Here is a 23373-nt window from a genome sequence, read left to right on the forward strand (position 1 = left end):
TATCCTCGTTCTCTGTACTGTACTCTACCTGATCAATCCTTCAAAATGTATGAGTCAAGCCAAAATCAGTCTGCCACTGCATCTTGAGGATGCGAATGAAATAATAGAACTGCCTGTGCGGCAATTTAATCTGGATAGCTTCCACCAGGTATCCAAAGAGGAGATGCCGCTTATGGTGAATCGCCGTATGGAACGAAGCTATTACTCTTTTGACAACCCTGTTGATTACTTTTTCCTGGGAACCCCTGTTGAGAAAATACAGATGAGTTTAGATAAAGACTCTGTGATAGTTAAACTTTATTTTATTGTTTCGCCGTCAGATAAACTGTTGCCTGCAGCGTTAAAAAGATTTGGTGAGGAAGCTGTAGGTTGGACCGCAACAACTCCTTTTTCGTCTCCTGATGATCCTGTTCCATATTATCACCACTGGGAAATAGGAGAACATTTCCTGAACTTCAAAGATCTGCTCATTGTCCGGAATGGCACATTCGTTCGGGGAGAAAAAGTTGAAATATCATTTCAGAAATCTTTAAGAGATTATTATACAGAATGATCAAGGGAGACTTGTTGTCCCCCTTGAAACTATTCTTTATTATCAGGATACCTTTTCTTTAGCCTCATCCCTTAACCCTTTCGCCAGATCGTCTGAAGGGTCTATTTCAAGCGCTTTATCAAAATCACCAAGTGCTTTCTGGTATTGTTCCAAACTGTTCCATACCAGGCCTCTTCGTATATAATACGTGATGTCATCACTGTCAAGTGCTATGGCCTTATCCAGGTCAGCGATCGCTTTTTCATATTGATCTGTGTCATGCCAAACAGAACCGCGGCCATAGTATGATAATGCAAAATCCGGGTCCAATGAAATAGCATAGTCGAAATCGTTCATTGCAGCAGTGAAGTTTTTCAGATCGGTATGTGCCATTCCACGCCTGCAATAGAAATCTGCATTGTCTGCGTCAAGCGATATCGCCATGTCGAAATCAGCAATGGCATTTTCAGGATCTCCGTTGCGGCGCGAAGTTATACCACGGTGGAAGTAAGACATGGAAAAACCTGGGGCTATCTCAATTGCTCTGTCATAATCCGCCATTGCCTTTTCAAAATTATTCTGGAAAGAGAAGCAATTGGCTCTGTATAAATAGGCCGGTACATAACCTTCCGCCAGTTCAAGCCCTTTCGTATAATCTCCAATTGCCTGGTCGTAATGATAGTTGTCATACCAGAAATCGCCCCGTTCAAAATAAACCGCTGCGGTATCCGGACTTAGTTGTATTGCCTGGTTATAATCTCTTAGTGCAGCTTCATGTTCGTTTATTTCCACGTATGCCCTGGCGCGATTAATATAAAGTTCCCACTCGTCTGGCCGCAGCGCGATTGCTTTCTCATAATCAGCGATAACCTTTTCAACTTGTTGCCTGAAGTTTTCTTGTGAATTTAATGTGTGCATACAGATAGCCAATAAAATGACGATGAATGTATGATAAATATCTGAATGCAGGAAGCTGGTGGCTCTTATCCGGAATAGCCTCATATAAATAATTCCTCCCGAATGGCGGACACCCATCTCTCAAGTGTCATATACTAGATTGAAATACCACGTTGTGTAAACAAGCATCATGGGCCGCAAAAGAAGCCTGTGTGACCTGTTTGTGCTGTAAGTTCCCGTTACCACTGTCTATAACCTCATGTTTGACCAAATAAAATACACATTTAAAATCCACATTATGATGAACAGTCTGATTAAGACAGGTATCTGCCTGCTGGCATTAACATCCTGTAAAGAAAGCCTTTTAGCTCCTGTTGAAAAACCCCTTCAGGTTGAAAGCATTATGAGCGCTGCTGCTCTCGCTGATTACATGACAGTTACACTAAAGAACGTCAAAAGCAACAAGTTCCTGGAAGTAGGAGGGAACCCGGTACAAAATGCCAAATTCAAAGACAATGCGCTTCTGCAACAATGGGAAACTTCCATGTCTGGTGCTGAAGTAGACCTGTGGCAGAAGTGGCATCTTATCTATCAAACAACCGCAGGTGGGATTAAGTATTACCATATCCGTAGTCTTCATAGCGGTAAACTGATCGACGTACCTTCCGGAACTAATGTCAGCGGTACGGTCATGCAGCAATACGCAGCGTTCCCACTGCTTGCAGATCAGCAGTTATGGCGCCTTGTAGAAGTCACTACAGGACAATACAGGATCGTCAACAAAGGTAACGGCCTGGCGCTATCTGTTGCTGGAGGCGCTACGGGTAACGGCGTGCAGGTAATACAGGAAACAGCTGTCAACGATACCAAACAATACTGGACCATTACCGCAATAGCGGCAGATACCTACCGGGACGATGAAGTCGTACGCTTCTTCCATCGTAACAGTGCCAGCCTGGGCTCCGCTGCTTTTGACCAGGGCAACAGCATTCCGCTGACCTGGGGCGCTAATAACGGTAAAGTACTGTGGGTAACACAAGATGCCTGGGATGGTTCACAGGTACAGTCTAACGGCATGTTTAACTGCGGCAATTTTCATAGTTATAGTAACTCTGTATTCATTCAGCCATCTAAAACAAACTGGAACCCTAACAGTGCGCCTAACATGACCATTAATAACAGCACCTCCGGTAAGCCCAAGCAGATCTTCAATATACAGCCGGGTACATCCTGGTCATGGTCTGGCCCTGGTATCGAGATCGGCGATAAGGTATGGGTGCAATGCGGAGAAGGAAATGGGCTGACTGCCACCGGACAATCATTTTATCGCTTAACGCAAAGCTCCGGTACACAATGGGTATCCGAGCGTATGATGCCTAATGGTTTTGCCGGTCAGACTGCCATCAGTTATTCTACCGGCTTGGTGAAACCAGGCGATGGTTACGTATACGCGTTCGGCAGTGAAGCCGTCTTTTTCGGTTATGGCAGTTATATCCATGTAGCCAGGTTCCCCGAAAGTAATCCGCTGCAATGGCAGTATTACAACGGATCAACATGGACCAGTACGCCTGTTGCCGGAGAGACTTCCAAAATCTCCGATGCCAGGGGCAGCAACAGCGTAGCTTATCTGAATGGAAAATATATCCTGATGACGATGGACCAGGGCTTTAACTGCGATCCCGACAGAAGTATTTATATCTCTACTTCCAGCTCGCCGACAGGTCCCTTTTCAACACAGATCAAGGTGTATACAATAAAGGAATACTTCAAAGAACAGTACACCCGTTATTATACGCCCGTTATTCATCCTGAGTTTGTCAATGGAAGAAATGAGCTACTACTGACGTACAGCGTGAATTTTTCAGCATGCGGTTTAGATGGTTGTGAAGGTGCTTACCTTGACCCATATTATTACCGGTTAAAGGGTATAAGGGTCCCCTATTCGAAAATAGGGCTCTGATAACATTTTCCCGATGAAGTCCACCTATGCGTCGTATATGCGCCCTGTATGCGTCGTGTATGAAGCGTATATAAAGCGTACTCGCATATCATTACAAAACATGATCAACAAAACAAATAGGATCCATAACCGGGGTCCTATTTGTTTTGTAAATGGCGGTACCCCTCTTCTCGCGTGTCTACTATAAAAGCCATCGCAAATAATACATATGAACCTTCGGACTACCATCACCACGTTATTATGCACCACCTGGATCACGGCATTTGCCCAGCAAAAGGACCTGGTAACCTATGCAAACACCCTCCAGGGTACAAACTCAGAATTCGCTTTAAGCCACGGGAATACTTATCCGACCACATCACTGCCCTTCGGCATGCATGCCTGGTCGGCACAAACCGGCAAGAATGGCGACGGCTGGAAATACCAATACAAGGCTACCACCATCCGCGGATTCCAGCAGGTACACCAATGCAGCCCCTGGGTGGGCGATTACGCCGTAATAAGCCTGATGCCGGTAGCTGGAGAACTGAAAGTCAACGAAGAAGAGCGTGCAGCGGGGTTTAGCCATGCGAACGAGATCGCGCGTCCTGACTACTACAAAGTAACGTTTAACAATAAAGTCACTACCGAAATATCACCCACAGAAAGAGGTGCGCACCTGCGTTTTTCCTTTCCGGCAGGCGCACCGGCACACATCGTACTGGACGGTTACAACGCGGTGAGTGAAGTAAAGATATTCCCTGGAGAACGGAAGATCACAGGCTACGTAACCAATGGGCGCTTTATCCCAAAGGATTTCAGAAGTTACTTCGTCATTGTGTTTGACCAGCCTTTTGAAGCGGTAGGTACCTGGGAGAATGTAAACAACAAAATATCGGCAGACAGCCTTTCCACCGTAGGAAAAGGTGCCGGTGCATATATCCGCTTCCGCAAGGGAGCAAAGGTACAGGCCCGTGTCGCGTCTTCCTATATCAGTCCGGAGCAGGCGGAACTGACCTGGCAGCAGGAACTGGGAAAGTTTACCAAACTGGAACAAACAAAAGCGGCCGCAAACAAGATCTGGAACGACCTTTTCAAAAGGGTACAAGTGGAAGGCGGTTCGGAACAGGACAAGGCGACTTTTTACTCCTGCCTTTTCAGAGCGAATCTCTTCTCTCACCAGTTCTTCGAGTATAACGCCAAAGGAGAGCCTTACTACTACAGCCCTTACGATGGTAAAGTCCACAACGGCTATATGTATACAGACAACGGCTTCTGGGATACCTTTCGTGCACAGTTCCCGCTGAATACGATCGTACATCCAACGATGCAGGGCCAATACATGCAGGCATTACTCGCTGCACAGGAGCAGTGCGGCTGGTTCCCGGCCTGGTCTTTCCCGGGTGAAACAGGCGGTATGCTGGGCAATCATGCCATCTCTCTGTTAACAGATGCCTGGGTAAAGGGGATCCGCACATTCGACCCTAAAAAGGCCCTGGATGCCTATTATCATGAAGCGATGAATAAAGGCCCCTGGGGCGGGGCAAATGGCCGTGCCGGCTGGAAGGAATATTATCAGCTGGGATATGTAAGCTTCCCTGAATCGCATGGTAGTACTTCCCAGACACTGGAATACGCCTATGACGACTTCTGTGGTTATCAGCTGGCAAAATCAACCGGCAACAGCTTCTACCAATACATCTTTGGCCGTACGCTGTATAACTACAAAAACCAGTACGATACCGCCACCGGTTTTATGCGTGGCCGCAAGCTGGATGGCAGTTGGGTGGAAGATTTTGATCCTTACAAATGGGGAGGACCCTATACAGAAGGCAATGCCTGGCATTGGCAGTGGTCCGTGTTTCATGATGTACAGGGCCTTATCAACCTGATGGGAGGGGAAAGCCGTTTCATCGCTAAGATGGACTCCGTATTCAGCGTACCTGATAAAGTGAACGTAGGCTACTACGGACAAATGATCCATGAAATGCAGGAAATGGTAGATGGTAAGATGGGGCAGTACGCGCATGGCAATCAGCCCATCCAGCACATGATCTATCTCTACAACTACGCCGGCCAGCCCTGGAAGGCACAGGCACACGCAAGAGAGGTAATGAGCAAACTATACAACGCCGGTCCCGACGGTTATCCTGGCGATGAAGACCAGGGGCAGATGTCTTCCTGGTATGTCATGAGTGCCCTGGGACTATACAGCGTCTGCCCTGGAACTGACCAGTACGTGATCGGTAGTCCGGTGTTCCCTAAAGCGGCCATCACGCTGGAGAACGGGAAACAGTTCACAATAGAAGCACACAACAACAGTCCGGAAAACGTGTATATACAATCCGCTACGCTGAATGGCAGACCGTATTCGCATAACTGGATCAGTCATACCGATATCATGAACGGAGGTATCCTGGTACTGGAAATGGGCAGTAAGCCCGCCACCAACCGGGGGCTCGCACCGGCTGATAAGCCCTTCTCGATAAGCATGCAATAGGATAAAAAATGCCGCATCGCAAAAAACAGAGCGGATTTAGAAAATTGTGCTAAAACGATTACATTAGCCGGTAGTTGAATTCACGCGATGCGACAAGATTTTTCCACGTATACTGATGAAGAGGTGTTCCTGCTCGTGAAACAGGGGGATAGCGATGCATTCGAAGAGATTTTCAGACGTTTCTGGCAGGAACTGCTGGACGCAGCCTACAGGCGGGTAAAAGTGCAGGAAACAGCCATGGAAATGGTGCAAAGCCTGCTGGTAAACCTGTACCTGAAACGGGAGACAATTGTGCTCCGTACCTCTCTTCGCAACTATCTGCATATTTCACTGAAAAATAAAGTGCTGAATGCCGTACGGTCCGAACTGGTGCGTAACAACTATCAGCAGCATGTATTGACAGATAACAGCCATTACCAGCCCGACGCCGCTTCCCTGCTCCAACTGAAGGAGCTACAGGAACAGATCGAGGCCTCCTGTGCAGAAATGCCCGAGAAATGCCGGGAGGTATTTTATCTGAGCAGAAAAGAGCACTTGTCCTACCAGGACATTGCCAAACGGCTGGGGATATCTGTGAACACTGTCGAGAAACATATGGTAAAAGCCTTAAAAATATTACGTTCGCGCCTGAAGGAATACAACTTTACACTGTTCTGTTTTCTGGTGACGGAGCTTTTAAAATAGGAGCCGCCCCGGACAATTTTCTGAGCACAGTGGCGGTAAGCCACTTTTCAGGTGTCTAATGTTAGAGAAACTATGGACATAAGCAATACCAGGTTAAGAGAATTACTGGATAAATATCTGGAAGGCACTGCCTCTGAAGAAGAGATCGGGGAGGTGAACAATTGGTATAAGTCATTCGACGCACATAAAGGTTTGACAGAACAGTTAAACCCCAACCAACGTACCGCCCTGGAACAGCTGCTCTTCCTGCGTATCAGTCGCCAGGCAGGACTGGACCAGCCAACCGCAAAGGTGGTGAAGGCCCCCTTCCGTATCTGGTGGGCTGCTGCAGGTATCGCCGTATTGCTTGCCGCCGGCGGTATTTACTTCGCCTTGAACAAGCGCCCGGCACCCGAAGCACAATACGCCATGGTGACGGAAAAGGCGGAGAAAGGCAACATTAAAAAGATCGTTTTGCCCGATGGCAGCACTATATGGCTGAATTACGAAAGTCAGCTGCGTTACGCACAACAGAATGACCGTGAAGTATGGCTCGAAGGAGAAGGATATTTTGAGATCGCTCCGCAGGCAGAGAAACAGTTTCTCGTGCATTCCGGAAAACTGGATGTACAGGTACTGGGTACCAGCTTCAATATCGACGCATACGCTCCGGCAGATTCTGTAATGGTTACTGTAGCCAGTGGTAAGGTTGCCGTGAGCCATGAGAAGAGTGAAGCGGTTACGCTGACCGCGAATCAGCTGGCAGTTTATCAGGCAGCTGCCGACAGGATAGAAAAATACGATACAGGCGCAACTGATGCCAGCGCCTGGCGACAAGGGCTCCTTGTATTTAAAAATGCCAGCTTCCGGAGTATAGGCCGTAAACTGGAACGCCGCTATGACGTGAGAATCCGGTTTGACGGCAACCGTACTGCCAGCGCACAGCTTTCCGCCAGCTTTGGCAGAGAGCAGCCGCTGAAGGACATTCTGCGCATGTTATGTGATATTTATGGTTTCAACTACCGTCAGCAACCAGGTACCAACGAATACCTGATATATGATGATCAACCACATCAGTAACCGGATCTGATTTTCCGGAGAAGGAAGATAATGGGAAGTTATGAAAGAAAAACAGCGGGACGCCTGCATGTAAAGGCTATGTACATAGCCTTCATGATAATGCTATGCTGTTTCGGAGGAGATTTACGTGTATCCGCCCAGGTTGTATCAACTAATGAACTAAAACAGACATTGGTAAATATCGAAGTAGTCAACCAGACCTTCGATAAAGTATTTGAGCAGATCGAAGCAAATACACCATTCCGGTTTATTTTCAATCCATCTGAAGTAACACGCAGTGGTAAGATAACGATCAGTAAAAAGAATATTTCGGTCGAACAGGTGCTGAAGCTATTGCCCGCACCTTTGCAATATGAAATGAGAGGTAGAAGCATCCTCGTTATGCAGGATAAGAAGCAAACTGTTGAACAGCCGCTCATACAGGCTCGCTTTGGTCACGTTTCAGATGCAGAAGGTACGGCCCTTCCCGGTGTCAATGTTACCGTAAAAGGTACTACTCACCGCAGCATCACCGACCAGGATGGCGCATTCCGTATTGATGCAGCAGCCGGAGATACGCTCTGCTTCAACCTGATGGGCTTCCATAACTTAAGATTGGCAGTATCATCAACAGCATCGCTGAATATCATGTTGCAACCCGGTACCTCCGCGCTCCGCGAAGTAGTAGTGATCGGTTACGGTTCGACCAATAAAGACAACCTGACCACTGCAGTAGGGACCGTAAACGGTGAGCAGCTTGACGAACGTGCTACGACATTAAATCTCGCCCAGGGACTGGCAGGGAAAGTAGCTGGTGTAAGTGTGATGCTGAACTCCGGTAAACCGGGCGGCAATCCGATCGTAAAGATAAGAGGCACAGGTTCTATCAACGCTTATAACGGTCCGCTGTACGTGATCGATGGTATCGTTGGTGCAGACCCTATGAGCATCGATCCGAATATAGTTGGTTCGGTGGATGTTTTGAAAGATGCCGCCGCTTCCGCTATATATGGCTCAAGAGGTGCTAATGGCGTGATCGTGGTAACGACTAAAAAAGGAACGAAGAACAGTCCGGCTATCTCATTCCGCAATACCGCCAGCTTTGCTACCCTGGCTCGGGAGATAGACCTGATGAATGCTGATGAAGCACTGGAAATGTTCAAACGTGAATACGAATACAGCCCAGGCCGCATTGCACCGCATCTTGATCCGGATCGTCAGTTCTCACGTAAGAACGACTTGTTCAACAGCGATGGTACGCCTAAATACAATACCAACTGGCAGAAAGAAGCGAGCAGACTGGCTATATCACACGAACATGCACTGGCTTTTTCTTTAGGCAAAGATGATATATCAGTACTGACAAGCCTCTCGTACAACGACCAGCAGGGTATTCTGATCAATAGCTATTCCCGCCAGCTGAATGGCTTCATCAACGTCGGATGGAATGTGAAGAAGTGGCTGCATATCCAGTCAGTGATCAACAGCGGGTCATTTAAACAGAATAACGTAGACATTAATACATTCGGTCTCAACGCAGTACGGCAGATCTATGAGTTCCTGCCTTTCTTTCCGGTGAGATATCCGGATGGCACATACACAAGGAAAGGGGACTATCCAGGTGCAGAGAATTCCGAAAATCCGGTAAGACTGATGAACGAAGTACAGTCAGTTGCAGGGCGTACCTATACCATGGGCAACCTGCTGGCTACTTTTTATCTGAGCAGCAAACTGCAGTTGACAGCCGGTATCAGCGGACAAACAGGCGCTAACTATAGCTTGTATTTTTCAGGCAGGGATATCGTTGGATACTCCGATATCCAGCGCGGAGTAGCTACTCGCGGGCATGGTAATTCTGCTTCCTGGACATCGGAAGATTACCTTACCTGGAAAGACCGCTTTGGAAAACATCAGCTCACCGGCGTGGCCGGGGCCAGCTGGTACTACTTTGCCAACATGAATACACAGGCCGGCAGTGAAGGGTTCTTTGACGACTTCTTTTCATATAACAGTCTGCAAACCGGCCTGGTGCCGCAACGGCCAACGTCCGGACAAAGTGAGACTGCCATGAACTCATTTTACATGCGGTTTAACTATGACTATGATAATCGCTACCTGTTCGGCATGTCATTCCGTGCAGATGGATCATCACGCTTTGGGGCTAATAACCGCTACGGATATTTTCCCAGCTTTTCAGCAGCATGGCGTTTATCATCAGAACCGTTCATGAAAGACGTACAGATTGTCAACGATCTGAAACTGCGTGCCAGTTATGGTATTGTAGGTAATTCAGACATTGGAGATTACGTAACACAGAGTAGGGTTAACAGCGGACAGGCCCCTTTCGGCGGACAAGTAGAACCATCTGCCACTTTGGGTAGTCTTGGGAACAGCAATCTGAAATGGGAGAGGGCGCACCAGCTGAACTTCGGCCTGGACGCGTCATTGTGGGATAGAAGGATCCAGTTTACTGCTGATCTGTATAACCGGGTAACGAAAGACTTGTTATACTTCAAGTTGTTACCGGCTACATCGGGTTACCAGGGCGTATTTGACAATATCGGTTCTATCCGTAACAAAGGAGTTGAGTTGTCCATCGCTTCGGATAATATCCGGCGTAAACACTTCCTCTGGAATACCTCCTTGATCTATTCCATGAACCGCTCGCGGGTATTGGAACTGAACGGAGACATTATGTATCCCTGGGCAGGCCGTATTATGGAAGGCCGTCCGCTGAACGAGTTTTTCGGTTACCAGCGTCTGGGCACATGGAGCACAGACGAAGTTGCCGAAGCCGCTGTATTTGGAAAGAAACCAGGTGACCTGAAGTACGCCGACCTTAATAACAACAAGGTGAAAGATGCGGGCGACCGCACAGTGCTGGGTAACGGTATGCCCAATTTCGAAGCAAGCCTGGTGAATACGTTCAACTATCGCAACTTCTCACTGGCACTCGACCTGCAGGTGATCTACGGTCATAGTCTCGCTAATCTGACCCGGGTCATCATGGAGAACGCGGCGCCTTCATTCAATAGCTATAAGAGTGTGCTGGATGCCTGGACACCGGAACATCAGGATGCAGTCAACGCTGCCCTGCGTTTGCCTGGTGACGGCATCGATAATGAGATAGATAGTTACACGATAGAAAAAGGCTCGTTCCTGCGCGTTCGTAATATCTCGCTGGGATACCGACTGCCAGAGAGCTTGCTGAAGCGTTGCCACGTAAAATCGGCAGCACTGGGCGTCAGTGCAGAGAATTATTTTCTGTTCACAAAATATAAAGGATACGATCCGGAGGCTTCCTCGTTTGATGGTGACTTTAACCAGGGCGTAGATCTCTATCAGTATCCGAAAGCCAAAACACTGGCTTTCTCACTGAACGTTACATTTTGAGTAAAAGAATTTGAGATATGAAACGATTGTTGCTGTTGCCGTTGATACTCCTCACATCCTGCGTCAATTTCCTTGATGAGCAGCCATCCGGCTCGCTGGGACTGGAGGATTATTACAAAACGGCAGAACAGATCAAGGCTGCGGTGAATGGTACTTACGAGGGACTTTCCCTTCCGTTCATTGAAGATATCGGTATAGCAGTAAGCCCCGCTTACTCGCTGGAATATATCACCGGGTACAGCTACAGACCAAGACCTTCGGGCTTTGAAGATGATCAGTTTCTGCGCCTTGTTAAAATGGATGCAGCCAACTCACGCTTGCAGGCCTGGTGGAATGCAACTTATTATCCGGTGGAAAACTGTAACAGTGTGATCGAAAATGTAAGCATCACAACACTGGTAGACGAAGCAACAAAACAACGATACCTCGGCCAGGCCTACTTCCTGCGCGCGTGGTATTATTTCCAGGCAGTGCAGCTCTTCGGAGATATCCCGTTGAAACTAACTACAACAAAAGATCCGAACGATGTAAAGATCCGTCGTTCACCTAAAGAGGCTGTATACGAACAGATCGTGAAAGATCTTGTGAAGGCCGAAAATAGTGGTCTGCCCTGGATCGATCCTACAGGACATATAAGCCTGGGAGCAGTGAAGACGCTCCTGTCAAAGGTATACATCACAATGGCAGGATATCCGATGCAGAAAGGGATCACGTATTATGAGAAAGCATATGACAAGGCCCTGGAAGTGATTAATAGCAGGCAGTTCTCACTATTCGATCAATACAGTGATCTGCGTAATCACGCTTTACAAAATACACGGGAACATATCTTCATGTGGCAGCGGCATCCCACACTGGCAGAAAGTAATATTCATGGAGCATATCTGCCTTATCCGGAATTGCCCATCTCTATACAGCCTGCATATGGTGGAGCAATGGCGCCGACACAAGCATTCTATGATGCTTACGATAACAGTGATGGCCGTAAACAGGAACAGGCTTTCTTTTATACAAAGTATCCCAGGTACGACAAGCCTGCTGACACAGTATCTTTTCCTGCGCCTTACATCTTCAAATTCTGGGATGCTGATGCAGAAAAGACAGGTCGCTCAGGTGCTAACTTTCCGCTCATACGTTACGCTGAAGTATTGCTGTTATGCGCAGAAGCGAAGGCGCAACTGGACGGAGGCACTACAACAGATGCAGCTGCTATCGATGCCTGGTATACCGTGAGACATCGTGCATTTCCGGCGGCAGACAAACCAGCATCTTTAAGTACCGATGATGTGTTGAAAGAACGTTACTGGGAATTGTGCTTCGAATTTCACACCTGGTACGATATGTTACGCACACGTAAGGCTTTTGATGTGGCCAATGGCCGCATGACCAGCCTGATAGGATATAAAGCGCCCAATCATCTTCGCGCATTTGATAACACGGACCTTCAGCTGCCCTTGCCATTAGCTGAAGTCCAGAAAAACCCAGACTTAGCACTTTAATCAGATGATGAGACATACTATTATTTGCCTCGCGGTGTTACTCACCGTTGTGGTACGAGAGTCCTTTGCCCAGCAGCATTATTTCATAGATGGTTATCACGGCGGAAAATATGGGCATTATCCGGCAGGTTATACAGGTTATATAGTCGAACAGCTGCAGCTCAATCCTTTCTGGAAGATCAATCTGGAAATTGAACCGGAAACCTGGGACGTTGCCCGTGTCGAAGAGCCGCAGGCCTATGCTGCACTGAAAAAGATCTTTGCCAACCAGTCGGATGCCGGCCGTATCGAATACGTCAATCCCGGTTACGGCCAAAGCTATCTGTATACCAGCTCCGGTGAAAGCATGATCAGACAACTCAGCTATGGTATCCAAAAAGTAAAAGAACATTTCCCTGAAGCAGTGTTCACCACTTATTCCAGTGAAGAACCTTGTTTTACCAGTGCATTGCCACAGGTGTTGTTGTCATTCGGATTCAAATATGCATCACTAAAAAATCCCAATACCTGTTGGGGTGGATATACCCGCGCCTTCGGCGGAGAATTAGTCGCGTGGCAAGGCCCCGATGGTAGCCGCCTGCCAGCAGTAACGAGGTACAAGTCAGAGGCCTTACTGGAAAAGTCTACCTGGCAAACAACCGCGTGGAATAACAGTCCGGAATATATACAGTCTGCACTGGCAGCCGGTATTAAACAGCCGGTGGGTATGTGCTTACAGGATGCCGGATGGCGTGTTGGTCCCTGGTTGAAAGAACGCGGACGATATGAAACATGGCGTAACTACATAGGCCACGTTGCCGACTCGCAACATACTACTGTATGGAAGCTAAGTCAGGAAGATATCCAGGTAAGCCTTGTCTGGGGATCGCAGGTATTGCAACGCATCGCACAACAGGTGAGGAAAGCAGAAAACAAACTGGCAGCTGCTGAAAAGTACGCGGCTATCAATACCTTGCTTCATCAACAGTCATGGCCTCAACACGCATTGGATACTGCCTGGAAATCGCTGTTGCTGTCGCAACATCATGACTGCTGGATTGTGCCTTACAATAACGATCATACAGGAGATACCTGGATCAGTAAAGTCAAACGCTGGACGGATATGACGCTTAAGGTAAGCGATCTTCTGCTACACCAGCAGGGAACACCGGGTAAGCAGTTAAGGGTACTCAATACGACCGCATATCCCCGTAATGAATGGATTGTCATCCCCGGTTATAAAGGTCCGTTATTAAAGCTGACAGATAGCAAAGGAAGGCAGGTGCCGGTATACCGCCAACAAGACAGCTCGCTCATCTTCAAAGCTAGTGTCCCGTCAATGGGATACTCCAGCTATAGCGTTGAAGAAACAACAAAAGATATCGCTCACTCAAAGACAGATAGAAAGCTGACCAATGGCCGTTACCGCATTGAAACAGATCTATACCGCATGGAGATCGATCCTGCCAGAGGTGGCGCCATCACCAGCCTGCGTGCTAAAAAGATGAAGAACAAGGAGCTGGTAGACATAAAACATCCCCGTGGCTTTAATGAATTGAGAGGATACTTCTATAAAGACGCCGTCTGGCGTTCAAGCATGGATAACGCCGCTACCGTCAATATAACGGAAGACAATCAGGCGCAGACAGTAGTGGAGATCAAAGGTGCTATCGGAGGTCATCCTTTCACACAATGGATCACAATGACCAATGGAAACAAAAGAATAGACATGCGGGTGAAGATCGACTGGCAGGGAGAACCAGGCATCGGTGCACCACAGGTAGCTCACTTTAAACCGGAAGACCGCTATAAGTCATTTTATAATGATAGCTTCAAGTTGCAGGTATTGTTCCCGCTCAATCTGTCAGAACAACAACTCAGTAAAGACGCTCCTTACGACGTAACAGAAAGCCAGCTTTCTAACACGTTCTTCAATACCTGGGATAGCATCAAAAACAACGTGATCCTGCATTGGGCTGATGTGACAGATGGTAAGAACGGTCTGGCTCTTTTAACGGATCATACCACCAGCTACGTACACGGTAAACAATACCCCCTGGGCTTCACCTTGCAATACGCAGGCACGGCATTGTGGGGACGTAACTATCGTGTGGACGGGCCTACGGATGTGCAGTATGCCATTGTACCTCATACCGGCAATTGGGCCACCGGCGGCGTCAGTAACGAAGCAGCACAATGGTGTGAACCATTGCTGATAGCAACAGTCAAAGACAATAAATCGTACTCTTTGTTGTCACTTGAAGATAACCGTTGGGAGGTACCCGCCCTGATGATGGACGGCAATGACCTGCTCATCAGGATCTACAACGCCGCAGGCGATGACCGGGAACGCACGCTGTACATCTCCGGAATAGCTGATAATGCTATGCTTGAACAACTGAACGGTCAGCCCCTCGGCAATCTGACGATGAGACAACAAGCAAGTAAAACAGCCATTCGCCTGGCAATACCGCGCTTTGGTATCCGCACAATCCGTTTAAAAAACATAAAAGTTCAATAATAAACAGCACGATATGAGAAACATTTTTAGCTCTATTTGCATTTGCCTGGCATCGCTATCCGCTGCTGCACAGGTGAAGCCCTTCCAGCAAAACGACCGCGTGGTTTTCGTAGGTAACAGTATCACAGAAGCAGGCGCTTATGTGTCCTATGTCTATCTATATTACATGACACACTTCCCCGACAGGAAGATCATTATCATGAATGGCGGTGTCGGTGGCGACAAGGCATCCGATATTTACAGAAGATTAGACTATGACATCCTTGCGAAAAAGCCCAATACAATAGTGCTTACATTCGGTATGAATGATACCGGCTACTTCGAGTTCAATGGCACCGATGCGGAGAAGACCGCACGTGAACGTATCGCGGCTTCTAAAAAAGGCTACGAGATGATAGAAAAGCGCTTGCTGCAGCTGCCGGCTGTTCATAAAATACTGATGTCCTCACCGCCCTACGACGAAACTGCAAAGATCAAAGGCAACCTGTTCCCAGGCAAATCAAAAGCCTTGCTGGAAGTAGCTGCCTTCCAGGAGGCTGCCGCACAGAAGAACCACTGGCCTTTTGTAGACCTTCTGCGTCCTATGACAGCAATCAATAGCCGCCTCCAGCAGAAAGATTCCACTTTTACGATGATCGGTCCGGACAGGATCCACCCGGGTAACGCAGGACACCTGGTAATGGCGTCTATCTTCCTGAAAAGCCAGGGATTGAGCGGACAACCCATTGCCGATGTGCGTATTAACGCGGGTAAAGTACAACAGGCTACAAACTGTAAAATTAGCGGCCTCACAGCGACTACCAGCAAAGTAAGTTTTGACTATCTTGCAGGCGCACTGCCATTTCCTGTTGATACCGTTGCACGTATCTGGGGGAATGATCAGAAACAATCCGATGCCCTGAACTGGATACCTTTTACAGAAGAGTTTAACCGTGAAATGTTGAAGGTAGCAGGCTTACAGTCAGGCGATTATAATCTGCTGATAGACGGACATAACATTGGTAAATGGTCTGCCAGCGACTTTGCCAACGGGATCAATCTGGCAACACAGCCGGAAACGCCGCAGTTTAAACAGGCATATTCAATTATGCAGCTCAATCTCCGCCGCGCAGAAACTGAATCACGTTTTCGTAGTTACTACTGGGTGCAGAGTAACTTCTTCGAAAAAAGGAATATGTTAATGCAGGACAATGCTGCGGCAATAGATAGCGCCCGCATACATTCAAGAACGGACGGCTTTCTCCGTTTCCATGAGGGGAATTATGAAACTGCCATGTTCAAAGAGATGCGTGCAGCCTGGCAGGCAGAAATTGACACCATCATCAACCTGGTTTATCGCCTGAATAAACCTGTTGCGCATAAAATTGAGATCGTTAAAATCTGATTATTTTGAAGACTATTGTTAAGCTACTGACAGCCACTGTTATTGCCATTCCATGTATCAGTTATGCACAGCAACCTGCTGACTATGTCAATCCATTCATCGGCGCAAGTACCAGCACGGATGCTGCAGGTACTTACCACGGCCTCGGGAAAACCTTCCCCGGTGCCGCAACGCCGTTTGGAATGGTGCAGGTGAGCCCTAACACCATTACCGGTGGTGATAATGGTTCCGGCTACAGTTATGAACATAAGACCATCGAAGGGTTTGCTTTTACACAGATGAGTGGTATCGGCTGGTATGGCGATCTTGGTAACTTCCTCGTAATGCCAACGACTGGTAAGTTACAGACAGCTGCCGGCAGGGCGGATCATCCGGAAGAAGGCTATCGTTCAACTTACTCAAAGGAATCGGAAAAAGCAAGCGCAGGTTATTACTCAGTGCAACTCACAGAGCACAATATTAAAGCCGAAATGACAGCTGCGCCACATAGCGGCATACTCCGTTTCACTTTCCCGGCCAACCAGCAATCACGTATACAGATCGACCTGGCACGCAGAGTGGGAGGGACGTCCACCTGGCAGGAAGTGAAAGTGGTAGATAACCACACTATCTCCGGCTACATGCGCTGTACACCCGATGGCGGCGGCTGGGGCAACGGCGATGGTAAGGCTAACTATACAGTATATTTCTATGCACAGTTTAGTAAGCCCCTGTTTAAACATGGATACTGGATGGCGAACGTTAGTAACCCGCGCAAACGTGAAGACGTAGAAAGTGATCGCTATCAGCAACAGATCGCGAAGGCGACGGTAATACCAGGTCCGGGAGTCAAGGCGCTGTTAGGCAGGCACCATGGATTCTACACCGAGTTTGCTACGACCGAACAGGAAGTGGTGCTGATGAAAGCTGGTATATCCTTCGTCAGTGTTGCCGGAGCAAAAGCTAACCTGCAGGCAGAGATCAAAGACTGGGATTTCGATGGCGTACGCCAGAGAGCAAAAGACCTCTGGAATAATGCACTCGGTAAAATAGATGTTAAAGGCGGCACAGAAGAAGAAAAGAAGGTGTTCTACACAGCCCTGTATCACACAATGATTGATCCCCGTGAATGCTCGGATGTAGACGGTAAATATTTTGGCGGCGATAAAAAGGTACATAAGAATAAAAGCTTCAGCAGACGTACGATCTTCAGCGGCTGGGACGTATTCCGCAGTCAGATGCCTTTACAAACTATCATCAACCCCCGTGTTGTAAACGATGAGATCAACTCACTGGTAAAACTGGCGGAAGAAAGTGATAGCGGCTATCTGGAACGCTGGGAAATCCTCAATGCCTACAGCGGTTGTATGATAGGCAATCCCGCAGTATCCGTAATTACAGATGCCTATGCAAAAGGCATACGTAACTTTGATACAAAGAAAGCCTATACCTTCGCAAAGAACACAGTAGACAAATTCGGTAATGGTGACAAAGGATATTCCACAGGTGGCTTGAGCGTATCACTGACTTTGGAGTACGCCTATTCCGACTGGTGTTTTGGTCAGTTCGCTGGTATGCTGAACAAAAAGGAAGACGAAAAGATATACACCGCAAAAGGTCTCAACTATCGTAATGTATTCGACAGCTCCAAAGCCTGGTTTCGCCCGCGCAACGACGATGGCAGTTGGGCTGCATGGCCGGAAGAAGGGCGTATGAAGCAGGGCTATGGTACCATTGAAAGCAGCCCATATCAACAGGGCTGGTTTGTACCGCAGGATGTTCCGGGAATGATCGCCCTCATGGGAGGAAAAGAAAAGGCACTGGCCGATCTGACCAGTTTCTTTGACAAGGTACCGGCTAACATGATGTGGAATGATTATTATAATCATGCCAACGAGCCAGTGCATCATGTACCTTTCCTGTTCAACTATCTCGGCGCACCGTGGCTCACACAGAAATGGACGCGCGAGATCTGTGCACGTGCCTATCATAATTCAGTAGAAGGCCTGGTAGGTAATGAAGACGTTGGCCAGATGTCTGCATGGTACGTACTGGCGGCAAGCGGTCTGCATCCCGTATGCCCGGGTAGTTCTCGTTATGAGATTACCAGTCCCGTGTTCGATTCCATTACACTTAAACTGGACCCGGTGTACGCCAAAGGTAAACAGTTCACAATTGTTGCCCGTAACAACAGTTCCCGGAACCGCTATATCCAGCGTGCATGGCTGAATGATAAACCGTATGATCTTTCACATATCGATCATGCAGATATAATCGCCGGTGGAAAGCTGGTCCTGGAAATGGGCAAGGAACCGAATAAAAGCTGGGGACTCCGTTAGTACATAATCTGACTATCGATAAATAAAATTTTGCTTTCTTTAAGCTGTCACGCGTGTGTACGCACGAAAAATGTTAATAACCTATTACCAACATGATCAGATTAAATCCCTTGATGCGGTTGACGATGTGGACAGTGATACTTGCTTCAGGAACGATAGCGAAAGGTCAGAATGCCACGAAACCTGAAGATAACAGGTTCACTAAAGTGGTCCTGCAGCAGAAGCTGGAGGAGCCTATGCAATTCCAGGTACTCAATGACGGAAAAGTATTATACGCCGAACGTAAAGGCAAACTGAAACTGTACAATCCTGCCACCAACAAAATGGAGGTAATAGCAGAATTCAACGTAAGCCGTGAGTACGTAAGCAAAAAAGGCGAGCACTCTGAAGGGGAAGACGGTTTACAGGGCGTTATCCTGGACCAGAACTATGCAAAGAACCATTGGATCTATGTATACTATTCTCCCAAAGAAGTCTCAGTAAACCGCTTGTCACGTTTTACCTGGGCAGGAGGAAAATTAGACAGGCGTACGGAAAAGGTAATGCTGGACGTAGCCGTTCAACGTGAAGAATGTTGTCACGTAGGCGGTGGTATGGTGTTCGATAAAACAGGTAACCTGTACCTCAGTACGGGCGACAATACCTTCTCTCGTTCATCCGACGGTTTCACGCCCATCGATGAACGTCCCGGCGAAAGCCCGAGAGACGCACAGAAATCATCAGGCAATACCAACGACCTCAGAGGTAAGATCCTGCGTATCCGTCCAAAGGCCGATGGCTCTTACAGCATTCCCGAAGGGAACCTCTTCCCGCAGGGTACAGCCAAAACGCGCCCTGAGATCTACACCATGGGTAACCGTAATCCCTGGAGGCTCACCATCGACAGTAAAACAGGCTGGTTATTCTGGGGTGAAGTAGGACCGGATGGCTCCAATTCCTCCGACTTGCGCGGACCAAAGTCATACGACGAGTTCAACGTAGCTAAAAAGGCGGGTAACTTTGGATGGCCTTACTTCATCGGTAAGGAAGCCTACCGCGATTACAACTTCGCTACAAAAGAATCCGGCGAATGGTGGGACCCTGCAAAACCCGTTAACAACTCACCAAACAATACAGGCCTGAATACATTGCCTCCTGTGGAGAATCCGCTGATCTGGTATCCTTATGCTGCCAGCGAAGACTTCCCGCTGACAGGCAGTGGCGGCAGAAGTGCTGTCGGCGGACCGATCTTCTACCAGTCCGACTTCAGTAAAACTGCCAAAAGCCTTTTTCCGACATACTACGAAGGCAAATGGCTGGTAACCGACTGGGTACGCGGCTGGATATTGTCAGTAACACTGGACGATCAGGGCAAGTTCGTTTCTATGGAACGTTTCCTGCCCGACCTGACCCTGCGTGGACCTATCGACATGAAGTTCGGTCCTGACGGTGCCCTCTATGTCCTGGAATACGGCAACGGTTACTTCAAAGACAATCCCGAAGCAGAGCTCATTAAGATCGAATATAACGGCGGTAACCGTAAACCGGTGGTGCAGGTCGCCGCGAGCAAAACAGCCGGCCCATTGCCCTTAAAAGTGCAATTATCGTCAGCCGGTACCTCAGATGCTGACGGCGATTCATTGAGCTACAGCTGGAAGATCACCCGGAACGGAGCACCTGTAACAACTTACAAAACCGCCGATCCTGAACTGCAACTCACCACAGCCGGTGTGTACAAGGCTACATTGACCGTAACCGATCCCGCCGGAGCAAAAAACAGCAAGTCTGTCGAGATCTCCGCCGGTAACGCTGTACCAGAAGTAGATTTCAAATTTACACAGGGCAACTCCAGTTTCTTCTTCCCTGGTAGCACTGTCAAATACGCCGTAAGCGTATCCGACAAGGAAGACGGTAGCCTGGCAAATAAACGTATCCTGCCTTCACAGGTATCGGTATCTATCAACTACCTGTCAGAAGGTTATGATATGACGGTAGTAGCCCAAAACCAGAACAGGTTCGACGCTTCAGCCGCTCACGCAGGTGCCAAAGCCCTGATCAAAAAGAGCGACTGTAACGCCTGTCATGCACTGAATACAGCTTCTTTAGGCCCATCTTTCACAAAGGTGGCCATGAAATACAAAGACGATAAAACAGCACAGGCTAAGCTGACCAAAAAGGTGATCACCGGCGGCGCTGGTGTTTGGGGAGACGCAATGATGCCTGCCCACTCTTCCATGAGCAATGCTGAAGTAGGCTCTATCGTAAAATATATCTTAAGCTTAAGCGAGAAAAAAGAAGCACCTAAAAACCTGCCTGTTACCGGTACTTACACTACCAACGAGCAGGCCGGACAAACCAACAAAGGATCATTCATTTTCAGAGCGGCATATAAAGACAAAGGCACTGCACTGGCGCCTGCACAGCAAGGCGAAAGCATTGTGGAATTACGCAATCCTAATATCCTTATCGCCGACGCCGATGATTCCCAGGGTATTGACTTCAATGGAAACAGGTCCGTGGCTACCGTGAAAGAAAAAGGTGGTTATATACTGTTAAAACAAGTCGATCTCAGCGAACTGAAAGGCCTGACCGTATCCGGTACAAAGAGAGGCGGATGTGGCGCCTTTGAGGTGAGGCTTGATAAGATGGACGCGGCCCCTGTTGTTAAATCTGGTACTTCAGCTACTGAGGATAATTCACTGACTGCACAACTGTCCGGAACGACCGGTAAACATGATGTATTCATTGTCTTCAATGAAGCAGGAGGTAAGATCACTTCAATTACAGTTAAGAATAAGTAGCACACAAACAAATACTTATACATACTTTTCGCAGAAAGCCGGGCAGCAATGCCTGGCTTTTTTTATTTCCGGAAAATAAATGGCCGGTATGGCGGTAGGGACTTTTTGAGGTGTCTTTATGAATAGGGACAGGGACGCTTATGTCCTCATTAGCAGATTTTATCACCAAAAACAGAACGCTACCACGTATTGACGTTATGAAACTGACCTTCATGTTCGCAGCACCCCTTTGCCTGTGTATAGGAATGGTTGCCCTGGTTTCCTGTGGCAAGAAAAACTTCCTGGATCAGACGGAGACATCCAACCTGGACGAAAAAGCTGTCTTTACCGACAGTGCCCGGACAGTAAATTTCCTTACCAACATTTACCTTGACATCGGCTTTGCCGAAGGCGCTACCCGTTTCGGTAACGGCGGACTGGACGCTGCCTGTGATGAGGCGGAGCCACAGAAGTCGGCTTCTATCACCACCTCCGTGCAATTCGCTACAGGTACTGTCAATCCTTCCATTATCAGCGCCGATGCCTGGAATACCTGTTACACGAATATCCGGCGTGTGAACCAGCTCCTGAAACATCTGCCGGGAGCGCCTATACCTTCCTATATCCGTAACGCAATGGCGGCCGAAGCCCGTTTCCTTCGGGCATGGTACTATGCTTCCCTGCTGAAACACTACGGAGGCATTCCACTGTTAGGCGATTCCGTATTCAACGTAACCGATAAGATTCCTGCAGTCCGTAACACTTACAAAGACTGTGTGGACTACATCGTTTCAGAATGTGATGCCGCCGCAGGTGCACTGCCATTGGAACGTATCCGTGAAGACTACGGCCGTGCCAGCGGAGGTGCTGCAATGGCCCTCAAAGCACGTGTATTGCTGTATGCTGCCAGTCCGCTCTTCAACGGCGGTAATATCGATCCGCAGAATGCAGTGACCGGTTATACGGACAATGTTCAGGAACGTTGGAAGCTGGCCGCCGATGCCGCCGCCGCTGTAATGTCCACCGGCGGATATTCTTTGAATGAAGACAACGCGACAGCGCCAGGTTATGGCTTCTATAAGTTATTTACCCTGCGCGTGAACCCCGAATACATATTGGCAAAGATGCAGGGGGGGAACCGTGAGCTGGAAACTGCCTGGCAGCCGCCGTCCCGTGGAGGTGGGCAGGGTGGCTTTCCTTACCAGGATTTTGTAGACGCTTTCAGCATGGCTAACGGTATGCCGATCACGGACCCTGCGTCTGGCTATCAACCGAACGATCCATACAAAGATCGTGACCCTCGGCTCGCATATTCCATCATCCGTGACCAGACGCCGTTAATACAAAACAACGGACTCAAAGAACCGGTGAATATCTTTCTCAATGCCAATGGTGCCGGCGCCAGCCAGGACGCTGTACTCGCAGGTACGCCTACCGGTTACTATACCAACAAGATGCTGGACGAGAATATCGCCGCCAACTTTATCCACGGCTCTCAGCGCTGCTTCCCATTGATGCGTTATGCAGAAGTGCTGCTCAACTTTGCAGAAGCTACAAATGAATATGATGGCCCTACACAAGCTGTATACGACGCCGTAGAACTTGTACGCAGGCGCGCCGGATTATCGCCGTATGAACTGCCTGACGGCCTTTCCCGCGATCAGATGCGTACGGCGATCCAAACAGAAAGGAGAGTGGAACTGGCTTTCGAAGGTCACCGTTTCTGGGACGTAAGAAGATGGAAGATCGCGGAGCAGACACAGAACAAGACAATGAACGGCATGAAGGTCATCCGGAATGGTAGTAACGTCACCTATACCGTCTTCCCTGTACGCAAGCATAACTTCCGCAACGCTATGTACCTGTGGGCAATTCCACAAAGCGAAACAGCGAAGTCGCCTGAACTAAAGCAAAATCCACTCTGGTAAAA

The 23373-nt window shown here is 48.3% G+C and carries 13 protein-coding genes; 12 read left to right on the forward strand and 1 reads right to left on the reverse strand.

The window, feature by feature from the left end; all coding sequences use genetic code 11:
- Positions 1 to 49 precede the first annotated feature (49 nt).
- Positions 50 to 553 (forward strand): hypothetical protein, encoded by a 504-nt coding sequence (locus tag C7475_RS22995; protein WP_146217625.1) that lies wholly within the window; start codon positions 50 to 52, stop codon positions 551 to 553.
- Positions 554 to 595: 42 nt separating this feature from the next.
- On the opposite strand, the gene C7475_RS23000 is transcribed toward C7475_RS22995, so the two are convergent.
- Complete coding sequence (locus C7475_RS23000) at positions 596 to 1450, reverse strand: lipopolysaccharide assembly protein LapB (protein WP_158286589.1); 855 nt, start codon at positions 1448 to 1450, stop codon at positions 596 to 598.
- Between the two features lie 277 nt (positions 1451 to 1727).
- Here C7475_RS23000 and C7475_RS23005 point away from each other — a divergent pair, with 277 nt between their 5' ends.
- From C7475_RS23005 to C7475_RS23055, 11 genes are all read left to right on the forward strand, one after another.
- Complete coding sequence (locus C7475_RS23005) at positions 1728 to 3389, forward strand: RICIN domain-containing protein (RefSeq protein WP_110055804.1); 1662 nt, start codon at positions 1728 to 1730, stop codon at positions 3387 to 3389.
- A 208-nt stretch (positions 3390 to 3597) separates the two neighbouring features.
- Positions 3598 to 5868: a GH92 family glycosyl hydrolase gene (locus C7475_RS23010; RefSeq protein ID WP_110055751.1), complete on the forward strand. Its 2271-nt coding sequence runs from the start codon at positions 3598 to 3600 to the stop codon at positions 5866 to 5868.
- A gap of 87 nt (positions 5869 to 5955) precedes the next feature.
- Entirely contained in the window at positions 5956 to 6552 is a 597-nt protein-coding gene (locus tag C7475_RS23015; protein WP_110055752.1) for an RNA polymerase sigma-70 factor, read from the forward strand.
- A 72-nt stretch (positions 6553 to 6624) separates the two neighbouring features.
- Positions 6625 to 7611 (forward strand): FecR family protein, encoded by a 987-nt coding sequence (locus tag C7475_RS23020; protein WP_110055753.1) that lies wholly within the window; start codon positions 6625 to 6627, stop codon positions 7609 to 7611.
- Between the two features lie 30 nt (positions 7612 to 7641).
- Positions 7642 to 10983 carry a TonB-dependent receptor gene (locus tag C7475_RS23025; RefSeq protein WP_110055754.1) on the forward strand — a complete coding sequence of 1114 codons (3342 nt, stop codon included), beginning with the start codon at positions 7642 to 7644 and terminating at the stop codon, positions 10981 to 10983.
- A 17-nt stretch (positions 10984 to 11000) separates the two neighbouring features.
- Positions 11001 to 12482, forward strand: coding sequence for a RagB/SusD family nutrient uptake outer membrane protein (locus C7475_RS23030; RefSeq protein WP_110055755.1), 1482 nt, complete (start codon positions 11001 to 11003; stop codon positions 12480 to 12482).
- 4 nt (positions 12483 to 12486) lie between these two features.
- Positions 12487 to 14982 carry a glycoside hydrolase family 38 C-terminal domain-containing protein gene (locus C7475_RS23035; RefSeq protein WP_233259934.1) on the forward strand — a complete coding sequence of 832 codons (2496 nt, stop codon included), beginning with the start codon at positions 12487 to 12489 and terminating at the stop codon, positions 14980 to 14982.
- Between the two features lie 13 nt (positions 14983 to 14995).
- Complete coding sequence (locus C7475_RS23040) at positions 14996 to 16366, forward strand: SGNH/GDSL hydrolase family protein (protein WP_110055757.1); 1371 nt, start codon at positions 14996 to 14998, stop codon at positions 16364 to 16366.
- A 5-nt stretch (positions 16367 to 16371) separates the two neighbouring features.
- The gene (locus C7475_RS23045; RefSeq protein ID WP_233259935.1) at positions 16372 to 18684 is read left to right on the forward strand and encodes a GH92 family glycosyl hydrolase; all 2313 of its coding nucleotides are present in this window, start codon (positions 16372 to 16374) and stop codon (positions 18682 to 18684) included.
- 92 nt (positions 18685 to 18776) lie between these two features.
- Positions 18777 to 21464, forward strand: a complete 2688-nt coding sequence (locus C7475_RS23050; protein WP_110055759.1) for a PQQ-dependent sugar dehydrogenase — start codon at positions 18777 to 18779, stop codon at positions 21462 to 21464.
- Between the two features lie 140 nt (positions 21465 to 21604).
- On the forward strand, positions 21605 to 23371 hold the full coding sequence (locus C7475_RS23055; RefSeq protein WP_233259936.1) for a RagB/SusD family nutrient uptake outer membrane protein: 1767 nt from the start codon (positions 21605 to 21607) through the stop codon (positions 23369 to 23371).
- Positions 23372 to 23373: the final 2 nt, after the last annotated feature.

It is taken from the genome of Chitinophaga sp. S165 (genome assembly GCF_003182155.1).
Lineage (GTDB): Bacteria > Bacteroidota > Bacteroidia > Chitinophagales > Chitinophagaceae > Chitinophaga.